18 protein-coding genes and 1 pseudogene are annotated in these 15,047 nt (G+C 71.4%); 10 read left to right on the top strand and 9 right to left on the bottom strand.

The genetic code is table 11. From position 1 onward, the window contains the following. Positions 1-61: 61 nt before the first annotated feature. From obgE to ACLBX8_RS03415, 6 genes are all read right to left on the bottom strand, one after another. Positions 62-1,090: a GTPase ObgE gene (obgE, locus tag ACLBX8_RS03440; RefSeq protein WP_447697921.1), complete on the bottom strand. Its 1,029-nt coding sequence runs from the start codon at positions 1,088-1,090 to the stop codon at positions 62-64. A gap of 88 nt (positions 1,091-1,178) precedes the next feature. Continuing rightward, complete coding sequence (locus tag ACLBX8_RS03435) at positions 1,179-1,775, bottom strand: GNAT family N-acetyltransferase (RefSeq protein ID WP_447697920.1); 597 nt, start codon at positions 1,773-1,775, stop codon at positions 1,179-1,181. 186 nt (positions 1,776-1,961) lie between these two features. Further along, complete coding sequence (gene rpmA / locus ACLBX8_RS03430) at positions 1,962-2,228, bottom strand: 50S ribosomal protein L27 (protein WP_012317134.1); 267 nt, start codon at positions 2,226-2,228, stop codon at positions 1,962-1,964. An 84-nt stretch (positions 2,229-2,312) separates the two neighbouring features. Then, complete coding sequence (gene rplU / locus ACLBX8_RS03425; protein WP_010683509.1) at positions 2,313-2,627, bottom strand: 50S ribosomal protein L21; 315 nt, start codon at positions 2,625-2,627, stop codon at positions 2,313-2,315. Between the two features lie 189 nt (positions 2,628-2,816). Further along, the gene (locus ACLBX8_RS03420; protein ID WP_447697919.1) at positions 2,817-3,221 is read right to left on the bottom strand and encodes a hypothetical protein; all 405 of its coding nucleotides are present in this window, start codon (positions 3,219-3,221) and stop codon (positions 2,817-2,819) included. A 208-nt stretch (positions 3,222-3,429) separates the two neighbouring features. After that, entirely contained in the window at positions 3,430-4,062 is a 633-nt protein-coding gene (locus ACLBX8_RS03415; RefSeq protein WP_447697918.1) for a YceI family protein, read from the bottom strand. A 131-nt stretch (positions 4,063-4,193) separates the two neighbouring features. On the opposite strand from ACLBX8_RS03415, the gene ruvA reads away from it, so the two are divergent. From ruvA to ACLBX8_RS03370, 9 genes and pseudogenes are all read left to right on the top strand, one after another. Continuing rightward, a complete protein-coding gene (gene ruvA / locus ACLBX8_RS03410; RefSeq protein ID WP_020091486.1) occupies positions 4,194-4,811 on the top strand; it encodes a Holliday junction branch migration protein RuvA in 618 nt (205 codons plus the stop codon). A 193-nt stretch (positions 4,812-5,004) separates the two neighbouring features. Further along, on the top strand, positions 5,005-5,277 hold the full coding sequence (locus tag ACLBX8_RS03405; RefSeq protein WP_083916283.1) for a (2Fe-2S)-binding protein: 273 nt from the start codon (positions 5,005-5,007) through the stop codon (positions 5,275-5,277). A gap of 44 nt (positions 5,278-5,321) precedes the next feature. After that, complete coding sequence (gene bfr / locus ACLBX8_RS03400) at positions 5,322-5,819, top strand: bacterioferritin (protein WP_012317139.1); 498 nt, start codon at positions 5,322-5,324, stop codon at positions 5,817-5,819. A gap of 119 nt (positions 5,820-5,938) precedes the next feature. Further along, on the top strand, positions 5,939-6,736 hold the full coding sequence (dapB, locus tag ACLBX8_RS03395; RefSeq protein WP_447697917.1) for a 4-hydroxy-tetrahydrodipicolinate reductase: 798 nt from the start codon (positions 5,939-5,941) through the stop codon (positions 6,734-6,736). Between the two features lie 17 nt (positions 6,737-6,753). Continuing rightward, positions 6,754-7,392: a 2,3-bisphosphoglycerate-dependent phosphoglycerate mutase gene (locus ACLBX8_RS03390; protein WP_447698142.1), complete on the top strand. Its 639-nt coding sequence runs from the start codon at positions 6,754-6,756 to the stop codon at positions 7,390-7,392. Beyond that, the gene (locus ACLBX8_RS03385; protein WP_447697916.1) at positions 7,393-8,040 is read left to right on the top strand and encodes an alpha-ketoglutarate-dependent dioxygenase AlkB; all 648 of its coding nucleotides are present in this window, start codon (positions 7,393-7,395) and stop codon (positions 8,038-8,040) included. A gap of 52 nt (positions 8,041-8,092) precedes the next feature. Further along, positions 8,093-9,022, top strand: a pseudogene (locus ACLBX8_RS03380) (DUF817 domain-containing protein); the annotation flags it as partial. Next, the gene (locus ACLBX8_RS03375; protein WP_447698141.1) at positions 9,011-9,412 is read left to right on the top strand and encodes a ribosomal maturation YjgA family protein; all 402 of its coding nucleotides are present in this window, start codon (positions 9,011-9,013) and stop codon (positions 9,410-9,412) included. The pseudogene ACLBX8_RS03380 and the gene ACLBX8_RS03375, both read left to right, overlap by 12 nt. A 75-nt stretch (positions 9,413-9,487) precedes the next feature. Then, a complete protein-coding gene (locus ACLBX8_RS03370) occupies positions 9,488-10,456 on the top strand; it encodes a hypothetical protein (protein WP_020091491.1) in 969 nt (322 codons plus the stop codon). Positions 10,457-10,460: 4 nt separating this feature from the next. On the opposite strand, the gene ACLBX8_RS03365 is transcribed toward ACLBX8_RS03370, so the two are convergent. From ACLBX8_RS03365 to ACLBX8_RS03355, 3 genes are all read right to left on the bottom strand, one after another. Continuing rightward, a complete protein-coding gene (locus tag ACLBX8_RS03365; protein WP_447697915.1) occupies positions 10,461-12,080 on the bottom strand; it encodes a gamma-glutamyltransferase family protein in 1,620 nt (539 codons plus the stop codon). A 157-nt stretch (positions 12,081-12,237) separates the two neighbouring features. Then, positions 12,238-12,660 carry a hypothetical protein gene (locus tag ACLBX8_RS03360; RefSeq protein WP_020091493.1) on the bottom strand — a complete coding sequence of 141 codons (423 nt, stop codon included), beginning with the start codon at positions 12,658-12,660 and terminating at the stop codon, positions 12,238-12,240. Between the two features lie 136 nt (positions 12,661-12,796). Then, the gene (locus tag ACLBX8_RS03355; protein ID WP_447697914.1) at positions 12,797-13,600 is read right to left on the bottom strand and encodes a hypothetical protein; all 804 of its coding nucleotides are present in this window, start codon (positions 13,598-13,600) and stop codon (positions 12,797-12,799) included. A 361-nt stretch (positions 13,601-13,961) separates the two neighbouring features. Between ACLBX8_RS03355 and ACLBX8_RS03350 the strand changes: the two genes are divergently transcribed. Then, a complete protein-coding gene (locus ACLBX8_RS03350) occupies positions 13,962-14,999 on the top strand; it encodes an aspartate-semialdehyde dehydrogenase (RefSeq protein WP_447714615.1) in 1,038 nt (345 codons plus the stop codon). Positions 15,000-15,047 lie beyond the last annotated feature (48 nt).

The following is a 15,047-nucleotide window of genomic DNA, read 5'->3' as shown; positions in this document are numbered from 1 at the left end:
GGGACGGCGCGTTCGGGGCGGGTGTGAACCAAGACCCGCCCTTTGAACAGTCGGTCGAGGGCTACGGCTGCCAGGCGGCCGCCGGCTTCCGCTCTGCCTCGGCGCTGGCATCGATCTCGGCCTGCAGCGCGCGCAGCGCCTCGGGGACGCCCTTGCGGCTCGCCGAGGACAGGACAAGTGGCGCGCGCCCGGCGGCGCGCTTCAGCTTGGCCACCTGGCTCTTGAGCGTGTCGGCGTCGAGCGCGTCGGCCTTCGAGAGCGCCACGACCTCGGGCTTCTCCGCGAGGCCGTTGCCGTAGGCCTCGATCTCGCCGCGAACCAGCTTGTAGGTCTTGCCCGCATGCTCGCTCGTGCCGTCCACGAGGTGCAGCAGCACCCGGCAGCGCTCGACATGGGCGAGGAACTTGTCGCCGAGGCCGACGCCTTCGTGGGCGCCCTCGATCAGGCCCGGGATGTCGGCGAGCACGAACTCGCGCCCGTCCGAGCGAACCACGCCGAGGCCGGGATGCAGGGTCGTGAACGGGTAGTCGGCGATCTTCGGCTTCGCCGCGGTGACGCTCGCCAGGAAGGTCGACTTGCCGGCATTCGGGAGCCCGACGAGTCCGGCATCAGCGATCAGCTTGAGCCGCAGCCAGATCCACATCTCCTGGCCTTCCAGGCCGGGATTGGCGTGTTTCGGGGCCCGGTTCGTGGAGGTCGTGAAGTAGGCGTTGCCGAAGCCGCCGTTGCCGCCCTTGGCGAGGCGGATCTTCTGGCCGACCTCGGTCAGGTCGGCGAGCAACGTCTCGCCGTCCTCGGAGAAGATCTGCGTGCCGGCCGGGACCTTCAGGACTGTGTCGGCGCCGTTGGCGCCGTGGCAGTTCGAGCCCATGCCGTGCTCGCCCTTCTTGGCCTTGAAGTGCTGCTGGTAGCGGTAGTCGATCAGGGTGTTGAGACCCTCGACACACTCGACCCAGACGTCGCCGCCGCGGCCGCCGTCACCGCCGTTCGGTCCACCGAACTCGATGAACTTCTCGCGCCGGAACGAGACGCAGCCGGGACCGCCATCACCGGAGCGGACATAGACCTTGGCTTCGTCGAGGAACTTCACGACCTGAATCCTTTGTCGGGTGCGGATTCGCGACCCGCACCATCACCCTGTCGGCGGCCGCCGGCCAGTCCGGCGCCGCGGGGCCGCCTCAGGCGGCCCGCGTCATCGCCGGCTCCGACGGCGGAGTCTGCCAGCGCTGCCGGTCGAGGCTGAAGAGATCGACCGGAAGGTCCGCGCCGCGCGCCGGGAAGGGCCGGATCGCGCTGCCGGCCTGCGCGAAGCCGCAGGTCTCCAGCACGCGCCGGGACGCCGGGTTGACCGTGCGGGCCGAGGCGGCGAGTTCCGTCCCGCCCGTATAGGCGAAGAACGCGTGGCACAGGGCCGTCACGGCCTCGGCCATCAGGCCGCTGCCCCAGTAGGGCTGCCCGAGCCAGTAGCCGAGTTCCGGCGGTCCGTCGGTCCGCCCCTCGATGCTGACGACACCGATGAGGCTGCCCGGCGCCGCCCGGGGCGCGAGGGCGAGCGTGAGCGCCGAACCGGCGGCGTTCCGCGAGCGCGCCTGCAGTAGGAACGCGTCCACCTCCGGGGCCGGGAGCGGGTGCGGCACCCGCGCCAGCATCGCGGCGACCGACGGGTCGCCAGCCAGCTTCAGGATCGCGTCCCTGTCCTTGGCGGTCGGCCAGCGCAGCCACAGCCGCCGCGTCTCGATCCGGAAAACGTCATCACGGGTCAGATCGGGGAACATCGTGCCCTCGCAGGGCGGCGTTCCCGGCTCCGGGGCACCGCCTCAAGACGACGAAGGGGAGGATGGCGTCCCATCCTCCCCGGTGTTCCGTCCGACCTGGCCCGTCAGGGGCTCGGCAACGACGTCTCCGGTCCGGTGTGGGACACCGGGCGGGACGCCAGCTTCGCCACTCAGGGCGCCCGCCTCTTATTCCGCGGCCTCGGCCAGCGGGGTAACACCTACGAAGGCGCGCCCGCGGCGCGTCTCGAAGCGGACATGGCCCGGTACCAGCGCGAAGATCGTGTGGTCCTTACCCATGCCGACATTGGCGCCGGGATGCCATTTGGTGCCGCGCTGACGCACGATGATGTTGCCCGGAATAACGGCCTCCGAGCCGAACTTCTTGACGCCGAGGCGCCGGCCTTCCGAGTCGCGACCGTTGCGGGACGAGCCGCCAGCCTTCTTGTGTGCCATGGGATGAGCTCCGAATTCTGAGTGGCGTGGATGCGGTCGCGGATCGGTCCCTCAGGACCGTACGCGCCCAGCGTCTGGCGTGCGTCAGGCCGAAATGCCGGTGATGCGCACGACCGTGTGGTCCTGGCGATGGCCGCGCTTGCGGCGGGAGTTCTGCCGGCGGCGCTTCTTGAAGGCGATGACCTTCTTGTCGCGGCCGTGGCGCACGATCTCGCCCGTGACGCTGATGCCCGACAGGGTCGGGGCGCCGACCTGGGTCGCGCCCGCGCCGTCGGCGAACAGGAGGACCTCGCCGAAGGTCACGGCCTCGCCGGCCTCGCCCGCCAGGGAGGCGATGGTGATGGTGTCGTTGGCGGCGACGCGGTACTGCTTACCGCCCGTCTTGATGACTGCGAACATCGTTCTCTCGTGTTCTCGAACGGCCTCCGGGGCGGCTGCCCCTGGACCGGCTTCTTGTTTGAAGTCATTGAACGGGCGTTCGGCCCGGACAACGCGAAACGCGCGGACCCCAGCTGAGGCCGCGCGCCATGCGGGGTCAGTACGGGCGCGGCGGCGCCGTGTCAATCCGCGGCGGCCTGCCGGGCGGTGTCACCGGATCGGCGCGCCGGTCGCCAGGATGCCCTTCGCGACGCTGCCCGCCGGGCCGAAGGCGGCGAGGGCCTGCGCGCACCACGTCTCCCGGCCGTCGGCGGCGAGCTGCTGGCGCACCTGCGTGGCGCGGGTGCGCAGCTTCTCCTCCAGGATCGCCTCCTGCCCGGCATTGACGCGTGCCGCGAGGCGGAGCGTCGTCAGCTGGCCGGCCCGGACCTGCACGCCCGGGCAGGCCTGCTCGGCGATGATGGTCGTGGCCGCCGCCGAGGCGTAATTGTCGAGGGCCGAGGCCGGCGCGGCCGGATTGGCCGGCGCGGCGGGCACCTGCGCGGCGGCCGTCCCCGCGAGATTCAGCGTCAGGGCTAGCGTCAGGGCAAGGGTGGGGACACCGACACGCCACACGGCTGAGACCTCCAGGGTAAGCATCGATCGGCGCGGTGGCGCGCCCGCACCTTCGCGACGATGCGGGGCGCCGACCGGGAGACGCGCGTTCCCTTGGGTGCGCCCCTCGCCGCGACGCCGCGACGGCGGCTGACTACACGTCCGGCGACGGGGCGTCACCCGCCGCGTCGGCGCGCGGTCGGCGCGCGGTTGGCAGACGGACCGGCCGTCAGGGCGCGGCCTTGAACTCGCCCTCGATGCGCAGGCTCACCTCGTCGCCGAGCTGCGGCAGGTAGGCGTTGATGCCGAAATCAGAGCGCTTGACGATCGCGCGCCCGTCGAAGCCCACGGTGTAGCGCTGGTCCACAGGGTGGATGCCGGCCTGGTTGAAGGTGGCGTCGATCGCGAACGGCCGGACCGTCCCCCGCAGGTTGAGGTCGCCGGTGATCCGCGCGGTGGTCGGGCTGGTGGGCTCGACCTTGGTGGCGGTGAAGGTGGCGGACGGGAACTTGGCCGTGTCGAAGAAATCCGGGGCCGCGAGGTGCTCGTTCAGACGGGTGCTGCCGGTGATGACGCCGCCGAGCGGCACGGTCACCTCGAGGCGGCTCTTCTCGGGCGCCTTCGGGTCGAGCTGGAGCGTGCCGCTCAGGCCGGTGAACTGGCCGTAATAGGTCGAGTAGCCGAGATGCGAGACCGACCACGTGACCTTGCCGTGATCCGGATCGAGGACGTAGCTGCCGGGCCGGACCTGCGTCGGATCCGCGCTCGGCGCGACCGGTGCGGGCGGGGCCGCCGGGTTGTCCGCCGCCCGGGCCGGGCCGGCGCAGAGCAGGCCGATCAGGACAAGAAGTGGCGCGCGCATGTCATCCCCCCGTGACCGGCCAAGCTCGGCCGGCGCGGGCCCGTGATTTCATGATCTCCCTGCGCGCTCAAGCACGTCTGGCGAAGGCCGCCGCGGTTCTGTAGGCAAGCCGAGGTAGCGGCAGGCGTGGCATGATCGGCAAGCTCAAGGGCGTCGTGGACTCGTTCGGCGAGGATTTCGTGATCCTCGACGTGTCGGGGGTCGGCTACATCGTTCACTGCTCGGCGCGGACTTTGCAGCGCATGCCCAAGGTCGGCGAGCCCGCGGCGCTGTCGATCGAGACCCACGTCCGCGAGGACATGATCCGCCTCTACGGCTTCCGCTCGGACGCCGAGCGCGAGTGGTTCCGCCTGCTCCAGACCGTCCAGGGCGTCGGCGCGCGGGTGGCGCTCGGCGTTCTGTCGGTGCTGGAGCCCGAGGCGCTGGCGAGCGCCATCGCCACCGGCGACAAGGGCTCGATCAGCCGAGCCCCGGGCGTCGGGCCGCGCCTCGCCGCCCGGCTCGCCGCCGAGCTCAAGGACAAGGCCCCGGCCTTCGCGCCCGTCGATCCCGCGCTGGTCGCCCTCGCGGGCGCCGTTGAGGAGGGCGCCGCCCCGCAGCCGGTGGCGGACGCCGTCTCGGCCCTGGTCAATCTCGGCTACCCGCAGGTCCAGGCCGCCGCCGCCATCGCGGCCGCGCTCAAGGGTGCGGGGGAGGGCGCCGAGGCCAAAGTGCTCATCCGGCTCGGCCTGCGCGAACTCGCCCGCTGACGGCCCGACCTGACAGTTGGGGCGCAGTCAGATCGCGCGCCCTTGACCTGCGCGACCCGCGGTGCCATGTCGACCGCAACCAGTAAGACATTGAAAAGCCTGCTACTTTTCAACTCTTCTAAACTGGAGCGGGTGCTCGGGACGGTCGTCGACGACCGCGGCGGGCACGGGGATGACGGGATTTGCGGCGCGCATGATCGTCTGTTCTTGTAACGTCTTATCGGACGGCGCCGTGCGCGGCTGCCTGGCCCCCGGACCCGGCTGCCCGCGCACGCCCGCGCAGGTCTACGCCTGCCTCGGCTGCAGCCCGAAATGCGGGCGCTGTGCCCGCACGATCCGCGCGATCATGCAGACCGCGCTGGGCGAGGCCGCGGCGGCGGAGAGCAGCCATGCTTGCACGACGGCTTGCGCGAGCGCCTGTAGTTTGGTGAAATTCCAAACTGCGGATGAGGGAGTCGCGGCCTGATGCTTCTACCCCCCGCCTGAGAGCACGGTAAGGAGTACGGGGGCATGAAGGGCGACACCAAGGTCATCGAGTATCTGAATCGCGGCCTGCGCAGCGAGCTGACGGCCGTCAGCCAGTACTGGCTGCATTTCCGCATGCTCAATGACTGGGGCTACGTCGAGCTGGCGAAGTTCTGGCGCAAGGAATCGATCGAGGAGATGAACCACGCCGACCGGTTCATCGACCGGATCCTGTTCCTCGACGGGTTCCCGAACCTGCAGGAGCTCGACCCGCTGCGGATCGGCCAGAACGTCCAGGAGATCCTGGAATCCGATCTCGCCGCCGAGAACGAGGCCCGCAGCCTCTACCTCGAGGCCGCGAAGTACTGCGATTCGATCAACGACCGCGTGTCGAAGCGCCTCTTCGAGGATCTGGCCGAGGACGAGGAGGGGCACATCGACTTCCTCGAGACCCAGCTGGAGCTGATCAAGCAGATCGGCCTGCCGCTCTACGCGCAGAAGCATATCGGCGGCCTCGAGCAGATCGCCCCCGAGAAGGAGTGAGAGCGCCCGGGCTCCCGCCGCCCGCGCGGCGGAGCGGGGACCCGGACAGCGATGCGGGCAGGGGCGGGGCCGGCGCGGCCGCGTTCCTGCCCGCCTGAGACGGCAAGCTGGGGAACGGGATGCGGCTCGTGGTGGTCGGCGCCGACGGGCGCATGGGGCGGATGCTGATCCGCGCGGTGGCGCAGGCCGAGGGCTGCACGCTCTCAGCGGCGATCGAGCGCGACGGCTCGCCGGCGCTCGGCCAGGACGCCGGCGTCCTCGCCGGGCTGCCGCCCCTCGACGTTCCCGTCACCGACGACGCCCTCACGGCCTTCGCGGGCGCCGACGGCGTCCTCGACTTCACCGCGCCGGCCGCCACGGTCGCCTTCGCCGAGCTCGCCGCCCAGGCGCGCATCGTCCACGTCGTCGGCACGACCGGCCTCTCGGAGGACGATTTCGCCAAGCTGAAGGCGGCCTCGTACCACGCCCGCATCGTGCAGTCGGGCAACATGTCGCTCGGCATCAACCTGATGGCCGCCCTGGTCCGGCGGGTCGCCAAGGCCCTGGGCGACGAGTTCGACATCGAGATCGCCGAGATGCACCACCGCATGAAGGTGGACGCCCCCTCCGGTACCGCGCTGATGCTCGGCGAGGCCGCCGCGGACGGCCGCGGCGTCGACCTGAAGGCGGTCCGGGTCTCGACCCGGGACGGGCATACCGGCGCCCGCCGGCCCGGCGATATCGGCTTCGCCACCCTGCGGGGCGGCAGCGTCGTCGGCGACCACAGCGTGATCTTCGCCGGCACCGGCGAGAGCCTGACGATCAGTCACCACGCGGCCGACCGGGGCCTGTTCGCCACGGGCGCCGTCAAGGCCGCGCTCTGGGCGCATCCCAAGCCGCCGGGGCTCTACACCATGACCGACGTGCTCGGCCTGTGACCGGCGGCGCGACGGCGATGGAGCGGCTCCTCGTCCTCGTCCGGCACGGCCAGAGCGAGTGGAACCTGCAGAACCTGTTCACCGGCTGGCGCGACCCGGACCTCACCGAGCGCGGCGTCGCCGAGGCCCGGGCCGCCGGGCGCGGCCTCAAGAGGGACGGCTACAGGTTCGACGTGGCCTTCACCTCCGAGCTGGTCCGCGCGCAGCGGACCTGCGCGCTGATCCTCGAGGAGATGGGCCTGTCCGAGATCCCGGTCCTGCGCGCGCGCGCCCTCAACGAGCGCGATTACGGCGACCTCTCCGGCCTCAACAAGGACGAGGCCCGCGCCCGCTGGGGCGACGCGCAGGTCCACGCCTGGCGCCGGGGCTACGACGTGCGGCCGCCCGGCGGCGAGAGCCTGAAGGACACGGCCGCGCGGGTTCTGCCCTGCTACGTCGCGACGATCCTGCCGCGCGTGATGGCCGGCCAGCGGGTCCTGGTGGCGGCCCACGGGAACTCGCTCCGCGCCCTGGTGATGGTCCTCGACGGATTGACCGAGGCGCAGGTGCCCGATCTCCAGATCCGGACCGGCGTGCCGCTGGTCTACCGCCTGAACACCGACACCACGGTCGCCTCCAAGACCGTGCTGGAGCAGGTCGTCGACGCGGACCGCTGAGTGGCGACGGAACTCGCACCGGGCCTGATCCACCATCCGGGCTTCCTCGACGCGGCGGCCCGCGCGCGGCTCGCCGCGGAGATCGCCGCGGTTCTCGCCGAGGCGCCGCCCGTGACGCCGCGCATGCCCCGCACCGGCAAGCCGTTCTCGGTGCGGATGTCGAATGCCGGACCCCTCGGCTGGGTCTCCGACGGCGCGGGCTACCGCTACCAGCCGCACCATCCCGAGACCGGTCGACCCTGGCCGGCCCTGCCGCCGACCGCCCGCGCGGCCTGGGAGACGCTGGCGGCCTATCCGGCTCCGCCGGAAGCCTGCCTCATCAACATCTACGCGCCGGGGACCCGCATGGGCCTCCACCAGGACCGCGACGAGGCGGATCTCGCCGCGCCGGTCGTGTCGCTGTCCCTCGGCGCGGCCGCCCTGTTCCGCTACGGCGGCCCGAGCCGGTCCGACCCGACCCGCTCGGTCCGGCTGCAGGCCGGCGACGCACTGGTGATGGGTGGCGCCTCGCGGCTCGTCTTCCACGGCATCGACCGGCTCTACCCGGACGGCGACCTGCTGGAAGCGGCCGACGGGCCCGGGTTCCTGCCGCCGGGCGGCCGCTGCAATCTCACCCTGCGACGCGTCACGGTGCCGGCCACGCCATGATGCGCGACACGCCATGACGCGCGAGCGGGACCTAGAGCCGGTGCCGACCGCGATGCCGCCGGCGATCCCCGGCGGGCGCGTCAGCGCGGCGGCGCAGTGGCCGGCGCTCGCCGGCTTCGTCGCGGCCGAGGCCCGCCTCCAGGAGGCGGCCCTGGCGCGCGGGCGCGTCACGGCCGGGCTCTACGAGTTCGTCCGGTTCGGGCTCAAGCAGGGCTGGGCCTGCCTGTTCGGCGGCCTGCTCCTGGCGCTCATGCTCGGCACGCGCCTCGTCTGGCCGGCCCACGCGCCCGTCGCCCGGTACGACGCGCTGTTCCTCGCCGCCCTCGTGCTCCAGGTCGCGATGCTGCGGCTGCGGATGGAGACGTGGTCGGAGGCCCGGGTGATCCTGGTCTTCCACGTCATCGGCACGGCCATGGAGATCCACAAGACCGCGATCGGCAGCTGGGTCTACCCGGAGGCGAACCTGTTCCGGCTCGGCGGCGTCCCGCTGTTCACGGGCTTCATGTACGCGGCGGTCGGCAGCTACCTCGCCCGCGTCTGGCGCCTGTTCGATTTCCGGTTCACGCGGCACCCGAGCCTGCGCCTTCTCGCGGTCTTGTCGGTGGCGATCTACGTCAATTTCCTCATCGATCATCGCGGCATCGACCTGCGTTTCGGACTCATCGCGGTCGCGGTCGCGGCCTTCGCCCCCGCGACCGTGTACTTCAAGGTCTGGCGGGAGCACCGCACCATGCCGCTCCTGCTTGGCCTGCTGCTCGTCGCGCTGTTCATCTGGTTCGCCGAGAATCTCGGCACGCTGTCCGGCACGTGGCTCTACCCGAACCAGCGGCAGCACTGGTCCATCGTCCCGGTTGCCAAGCTCTCGTCCTGGTTCCTGCTGATGATCGTGTCCTACACGCTGGTCGCGCGGGTGAACGGCATCGCGACCTGGCCGGCCGTGCCGGCCGCGCCCGCGCGTCGGGAGCTGCCGATGGCCCGCGCGACCCATCTCGGCCTCGTGGCCGCGGTGATCGCCCTCGGCCTGCTGCTGCGCGTGCCGCCCTGGGGCCTGCCGCTCGCGATCCACCATTACGGCGGCGGGATCCTGTGGGGGGCGATGCTGTTCCTTCTGGTCGCGGGCCTGCGACCCGGCAGCTGGGGCCTGCGTGCCTGCCTGATCGCCGCCTTCGCGGCCGCCGCGCTCATCGAGAGCAGCCGGCTCGTCCACACGCCGGCCCTCGACGCCTTCCGGACGACCCTGCCGGGTCAGCTCCTCCTCGGCTCCATCTTCTCGCCGTGGAATCTCCTCGCCTACGGCGTCGGGATCGGCGCCGCCGCCGCGCTCGCGCTTTCCCTTCATCGTGAACGCAGGCGCGCCGCGTTGCCGGCTTGACAGAACAGGTCGCCCGGCAGACCCATCGGGTGCGGACTAACCCAAAGTTGGGTCCACCAGGAGAACCGGTTTTCGATGCGGATGCGCAACCTGACGCTGCGTCTCGGACGGGTTCTGTGCGCAGCCGCGCTGGCGGCCAGCCTCGGCTCGGCCGCCCGGGCCGGCGATCCCGTCTATCCCGCGGGCTCGCGCTTCGGCTTCGACCCGCCCGCCGACATGTCGCTGTCGCGGCGCTTCTCGGGCTTCGAGCGGAAGGAAGGTGGCGCGACCGTGTCAGTCGTCGAATTGCCCGCGAACGCCTTCGCGGAGCTCGTCAGCGGCTTCACCGACGCCAACCTGCTCAGCCAGGGCTTCGCGGTCGAGAAGCGCGAGGAGGTCAAGATCGGCGACAACGAGGGCATGCTCTACACCGGTGAGCAGCCCGCCGATCCCGGCTCGTCCGCGCCGGCGATCCGGAAGTGGATCCTCGTGGTCGGAACGCCGACCGTGACCGGGCTGATCATCGCCCAGGCGCTGCCCGACGCCGAGACCGAGGCCTCGATGCGCAAGATGGTGACCGGCGTCACCCTGCGGCCGGCCCTGTCGCTGACCCAGCAGGTCGATGCGCTGCCCTTCCGCATCGCCGACATGGCGGGCTTCCGGCCCGTGCGGGTGATGGCCGGCAACTCGGTCCTCCTCACCAGCGGCCCGAAGGACCAGATGCAGAATCTGGAACAGCCGATCCTCGTCCTCGCGCAGGCCGTGCAGCAGCCGCCCGGGGCCGAGCAGCGGGACGGCTTCGCCCGCGCCGCCCTGGCGTCCAATCAGACCCTCAAGGACTTCGTCATCGAGCGGGCGCAGAGCTACCGCTCGAACGGCGTCGACTGGCACGAGATCGTGGCCCGCGCCCTCGATCAGCCGACCAACCAGCCCGTTGTGGTCATGCAGACCATCCGGTTCGCACCGGACGGCTACGTCCGCGCCCTCGGCGTCGTGCGGCAGGATCAGCGCGACGGCGTCCTCGCCAAATTCCGCCAGGTGGTGGACAGCGTTCAGGTCAAGTAGCGCGTCACCAGACGACGGCCTGCCCATCGCGGCGCGGGTCGCTCGCGGCCACGTAGCCCTCGACGGCGGGATCGCCCATCCGCCAGATGAACTGGCCGGCGCCGAAATCCTGGTAGCTGTCCTCGATCACCTCGAGTTCGTGGCCGAGGGCCTTCAGGCGCTCCAGGGTCGCGCGCGGCATCGCCGCCTCGACGTTGATGTCGAGGCCCTCGTTCACCCGCCACCGCGGCGCGTCGCAGGCCGCCTGTGGGTTCTGGCCGTGGTCGATCATCCGCACCAGGGTCTGGACGTGCCCCTGCGGCTGCATGTTGCCGCCCATCACGCCGAAGCTCATCACCGGGGCTCCGTCCTTCGTGAGGAAGCCCGGGATGATGGTGTGGAACGGGCGCTTGCCGGGCGCCACCACGTTGGGGCTCTCCGGATCGAGCACGAAGCCGTAGCCGCGATTCTGCAGGGAGATGCCCCAGCCCGGGACGACCACGCCGGAGCCGAAGCCCATGAAGTTCGACTGGATGAAGCTCACCATCATGCCGGACTCGTCGGCCGCGGTGAGGTAGATCGTGCCGCCCGCGGGCGGCTTGCCCGGCCCGAAGACCTGGGCGCGGTTCCGGTCGATCAGCTTGGCGCGCTCCGCGAGGTAGGCGCGGTCGAGCATGGCCTCCGGCGTCACCTCCATCCCGCGGGGGTCGGCGACGTACCGGTAGGTGTCGCTGAAGGCGAGCTTCATCGCCTCGATCTGCAGGTGCTGCGACTCCGGCCCATCGACCGGCAGGCCGCCGAGGTCGAACTGCTCGAGGAGGCCCAGCGCGATCTGCGCCGCAATACCCTGGCCGTTCGGCGGGATCTCGTGCAGCGTGTAGCCGTGATAGTCCTTCGCGGTCGGCGTGACCCATTCGGGGCGGAACGCCGCGAGGTCGGCGGCGGTCATCGCGCCGCCGTTGGCCCGCGCGTGCGCGGCGATCGCCTCGGCGATCTCGCCCCGGTAGAAGGCCTCGCCCTTGGTCTCGCCGATCAGCCGAAGGGTCTTCTCGGCGCCCGGGAAGGTCACCAGCTCGCCGACATCCGGCGCCCGGCCCCGCGGCAGGAAGAACTCCGAGAAGCCCGGCTGGCGGGTGATCGCCTCGATCCGGGCCGCGGCCGCCCATTTCTGCTGGACCACCACCGGCGCGAGGTAGCCCCGCTCGGCGATGCGGATCGCGGGCTGCATCAGGTCGGCGAAGGGGAGGCGGCCGAAGCGCTCGCTCAGCGCCGCCCAGGCGGCGACCGCGCCCGGCACGGTGACCGAGTCCCAGCCGCGCATCGGCGGCCGCTCGCCGGCGCCGTACTTCTTCAGGAAGTAGTCCCGGCTCCAGGCGGCCGGCGCCCCGCCGGAAGCGTTGAGGCCGTGCAGCGCCTTCCCGTCCCACAGGATGCAGAAGGCGTCGGAGCCGAGACCGTTGCTGCACGGCTCGGTGACGGTCTTGGCGGCCGCCGTGGCGATCGCGGCGTCGACCGCGTTGCCGCCGGCCTGGAGCATCTGGATGCCGGCCTGCGCCGCCAGCGCGTGCGAGGTCGCCACGCAGTTGCGCCCGAACATCGGCATCCGCAGCGACGGATACCCGGTCACCCAGTCGAACGGCTTCATCGCTCAGTTCCCGGTCTCGGCAGCCCACGCGCTCCCGCGGCACTTGGCATACAGGATATCCAGCCCCGGTGAAGGCGTGGCCGGGCATGCCCGCCAACGAAAAACGCGGGCCCGAGGACCCGCGCTTCGTGAACGTGATGCTGCCTTGTCGGGCCGCTCAGTAGGGGCGGCCGTAGAGCGGCGAGGTCGGGTCCAGCCGGTCGACGAAGGAGAGGTCGACGTTGCGGATCGCCGAGGAGCGGGCGCCGATGAACGGCCCGTTGGTGATCGGATCCGGCAGGATGCCGCGGCCGAAGCGGTCCGTCGGGCCGTAGGGCGGGGTCAGCTGGTTGGACGCCGCGATCAGGTAGGGGTTCAGGGCCGGGTTGCGCGAGCCGCCGGCGCCCGGAACGTTCGAGGTCAGCGGCACGTTGCCGGCATCGAGCCAGCTGCGCGGGCGCACGCGGATCGGGAGCGGCCGGCTGACCCGGTAGATCGGGCCGGGGACGTAGCCATCCTGAGCCTGGGCGGGCGCGGAGGCCAGAGCGCCGAGGCCGGTGGCGGCGACGACGCCGAGAAGGGCGATCTTGAGCGAGCGCATGGCCAACCTTGTCCTTGAGTGCCATCAGTATGGCGACCGAAGCTTAACAGTTCGCCGCCTTTGACGATAAGACGCTTGGGCGAGGCTGTTGTTCCGCCCTTATGGCTGAGCTTGTGCGTTTTGCCACACTCCGGCCTCATTTTTTATTTTGCGGCCGCCGGATTAACGATCCGACCCTCCCGGGAGGCTCTGTCACGGCCGATGCCGGGCACGCGCCCGCCGGATCGGGCGCGACCGAGAAGGCCGCCGTCGTGGCGGCATCGGCGAGGTCGACGAGGCTCAGCGCGTCGAGCAAGCAGCCGAGGGCCTGCGGCTCCGGCGGGCGCGCGAGGGGCGCGCAGAGCCATCCGTCGAGCTGGAAAGCCGTGTCGCGCGTGACGAAGCCGGTGCAGGTCCGCTGCGCGGGGCCGGCGAAGGTCACCTCCAGGGTCTCGACCGCACCGAACTTCGTGCGGATCTGATCGCGGGCGCCGGTCCGGGCCACCGCCAGGGCCGGCCGGTCGAGGGCCGGACCGTTCGCGGCGCGCCGGGCCATGAGCACGAAGAGCGTCGGCGGTGCGCCCGAGCGGGGCCCGCGGGTGAGCTGGACCCGCAGGGCCGGCGCCTCGATCGCCGCGACGTCGCCCCGGATGAGGGTGTCCTCGCGCAGCCCGGTCCGCGGATCGACGCGGGCGGACACGCGCACCGGATCGAGCCCGGGTTCCGCGAGCCCGAACTGGGCGACCGAGGCCGCGGGCGGCGCCGGCGAGGCCTGGACCGACGGGACGAAGGCGGTCTCCGCGGCCGGCGGCGGCGCGGGCGCGGAGGTCGAGGTCTCGCCGGGCCAGCGGGGGAGGGCCCACAGGAGGGCAATCGCCGCCGCGGCGAGGGCAATGCGCAGGCCGAGAGATCCCGGGGAGACCGGGGCGTCCGGCGCGCGCGCGGCCCGGCCGCCCGGCACGCCGAGCCCGATCCGATCGACGAGGGGCGCTGTTCCGGTCAGGGGCGTGCTCCGTGGCGGCGGGAGGCCGCGGGGTGGACGCCAGCGTCGCGCCGAAGGATTGAATTCCCTCTGCCGGCCCGAGACCGTCACCGGGCTTCCGGAGACAGGGTGAATCGAGTGTTGCGCCGTCGGCGGCCTTGACAGCGCGCGCCCTTGCGCGCCTTGCTCGACCCGGCCGTCGCCCCCACCTCCGCGGAGGACGGGGTCTGCGGCCGCGCCCGTTTGGCGGGCGTGTCCGGCACGAACGATCCTTCGGCCGATTGTACTGGCACAGGCGCGGCACCCGGATCGGTCGGGGTTTTCCGCGCGGAGACGAGAGATGGGTTACAAGGTCGCCGTCGTCGGCGCCACGGGCAACGTGGGCCGCGAGATGCTCGATATCCTGGCCGAGCGGGCTTTCCCCGCCGACGAGGTCGTGGCGCTGGCCTCGCGCCGCAGCCAGGGTCAGGAAGTCTCCTACGGCGACAAGACGCTCAAGGTCAAAACGCTGGACACGTACGACTTCTCCGACACCGACATCTGCCTGATGTCGGCCGGCGGCGAGGCGTCGAAGGAGTGGTCGCCCCGCATCGGCCAGCTGGGCTGCGTGGTCATCGATAACTCGTCGGCGTTCCGCTACGACGCCGACGTGCCGCTGATCGTGCCCGAGGTGAACGCCGACGCGGTGGTGGGCTTCACCAAGCGCAACATCATCGCCAACCCGAACTGCTCGACCGCGCAGCTGGTCGTCGCGCTGAAGCCCCTCCACGAGGCGGCCACGATCAAGCGCGTCGTCGTGTCGACCTACCAGTCGGTCTCCGGCGCGGGCAAGGAGGCGATGGACGAGCTGTTCAATCAGACCCGCGCCGTGTTCACCGCCGGCGAGATCAAGCAGGGCGGCAAGTTCACGAAGCGCATCGCCTTCAACGTCATCCCCCACATCGACGTGTTCATGGAGGATGGCTACACGAAGGAAGAGTGGAAGATGGTCGCCGAGACCAAGAAGATGCTCGACCCGAAGATCAAGCTGACGGCGACCGCCGTCCGCGTGCCGGTCTTCATCGGTCACGCGGAATCGGTGAACGTCGAGTTCGAGCAGCCGATCACGGCCGAGAAGGCGACCGAGATCCTGCGCGCCGCCCCCGGCGTGCTGGTGATCGATAAGCGCGAGAACGGCGGCTACATGACCCCCCACGAGGCGGCCGGCGAGGACGCGACCTACATCTCGCGCATCCGCGAGGACGCGACGGTGGAGAACGGCCTGAACTTCTGGTGCGTCTCGGACAACCTGCGCAAGGGCGCGGCCCTCAACGCGATCCAGATCGCCGAGGTGCTGGTCAATCGCAAGCTGCTGAACCGCGCCAAGCGCGCCGCCTGAGACTGTTTCCTCTCCCGCTGGCGGAGGGGGCTCTGTCCGGCGGATCCT

This window comes from Methylobacterium sp. D48H (genome assembly GCF_053345715.1).
This window is presented reverse-complemented; position numbering and strand designations above follow the sequence as displayed.

What these genes read in the sequence shown, in the direction of transcription:
- ACLBX8_RS03435 (WP_447697920.1), bottom strand. Translation starts at nt 1,775, where the DNA reads ATGTTCCCCGATCTGACCCGTGATGACGTTTTCCGGATCGAGACGCGG.
- rpmA (WP_012317134.1), bottom strand. Translation starts at nt 2,228, where the DNA reads ATGGCACACAAGAAGGCTGGCGGCTCGTCCCGCAACGGTCGCGACTCG.
- rplU (WP_010683509.1), bottom strand. Translation starts at nt 2,627, where the DNA reads ATGTTCGCAGTCATCAAGACGGGCGGTAAGCAGTACCGCGTCGCCGCC.
- ACLBX8_RS03415 (WP_447697918.1), bottom strand. Translation starts at nt 4,062, where the DNA reads ATGCGCGCGCCACTTCTTGTCCTGATCGGCCTGCTCTGCGCCGGCCCG.
- ruvA (WP_020091486.1), top strand. Translation starts at nt 4,194, where the DNA reads ATGATCGGCAAGCTCAAGGGCGTCGTGGACTCGTTCGGCGAGGATTTC.
- ACLBX8_RS03405 (WP_083916283.1), top strand. Translation starts at nt 5,005, where the DNA reads ATGATCGTCTGTTCTTGTAACGTCTTATCGGACGGCGCCGTGCGCGGC.
- bfr (WP_012317139.1), top strand. Translation starts at nt 5,322, where the DNA reads ATGAAGGGCGACACCAAGGTCATCGAGTATCTGAATCGCGGCCTGCGC.
- dapB (WP_447697917.1), top strand. Translation starts at nt 5,939, where the DNA reads ATGCGGCTCGTGGTGGTCGGCGCCGACGGGCGCATGGGGCGGATGCTG.
- ACLBX8_RS03390 (WP_447698142.1), top strand. Translation starts at nt 6,754, where the DNA reads ATGGAGCGGCTCCTCGTCCTCGTCCGGCACGGCCAGAGCGAGTGGAAC.
- ACLBX8_RS03375 (WP_447698141.1), top strand. Translation starts at nt 9,011, where the DNA reads ATGGCCCGCGCGACCCATCTCGGCCTCGTGGCCGCGGTGATCGCCCTC.
- ACLBX8_RS03370 (WP_020091491.1), top strand. Translation starts at nt 9,488, where the DNA reads ATGCGGATGCGCAACCTGACGCTGCGTCTCGGACGGGTTCTGTGCGCA.
- ACLBX8_RS03365 (WP_447697915.1), bottom strand. Translation starts at nt 12,080, where the DNA reads ATGAAGCCGTTCGACTGGGTGACCGGGTATCCGTCGCTGCGGATGCCG.
- ACLBX8_RS03360 (WP_020091493.1), bottom strand. Translation starts at nt 12,660, where the DNA reads ATGCGCTCGCTCAAGATCGCCCTTCTCGGCGTCGTCGCCGCCACCGGC.
- ACLBX8_RS03350 (WP_447714615.1), top strand. Translation starts at nt 13,962, where the DNA reads ATGGGTTACAAGGTCGCCGTCGTCGGCGCCACGGGCAACGTGGGCCGC.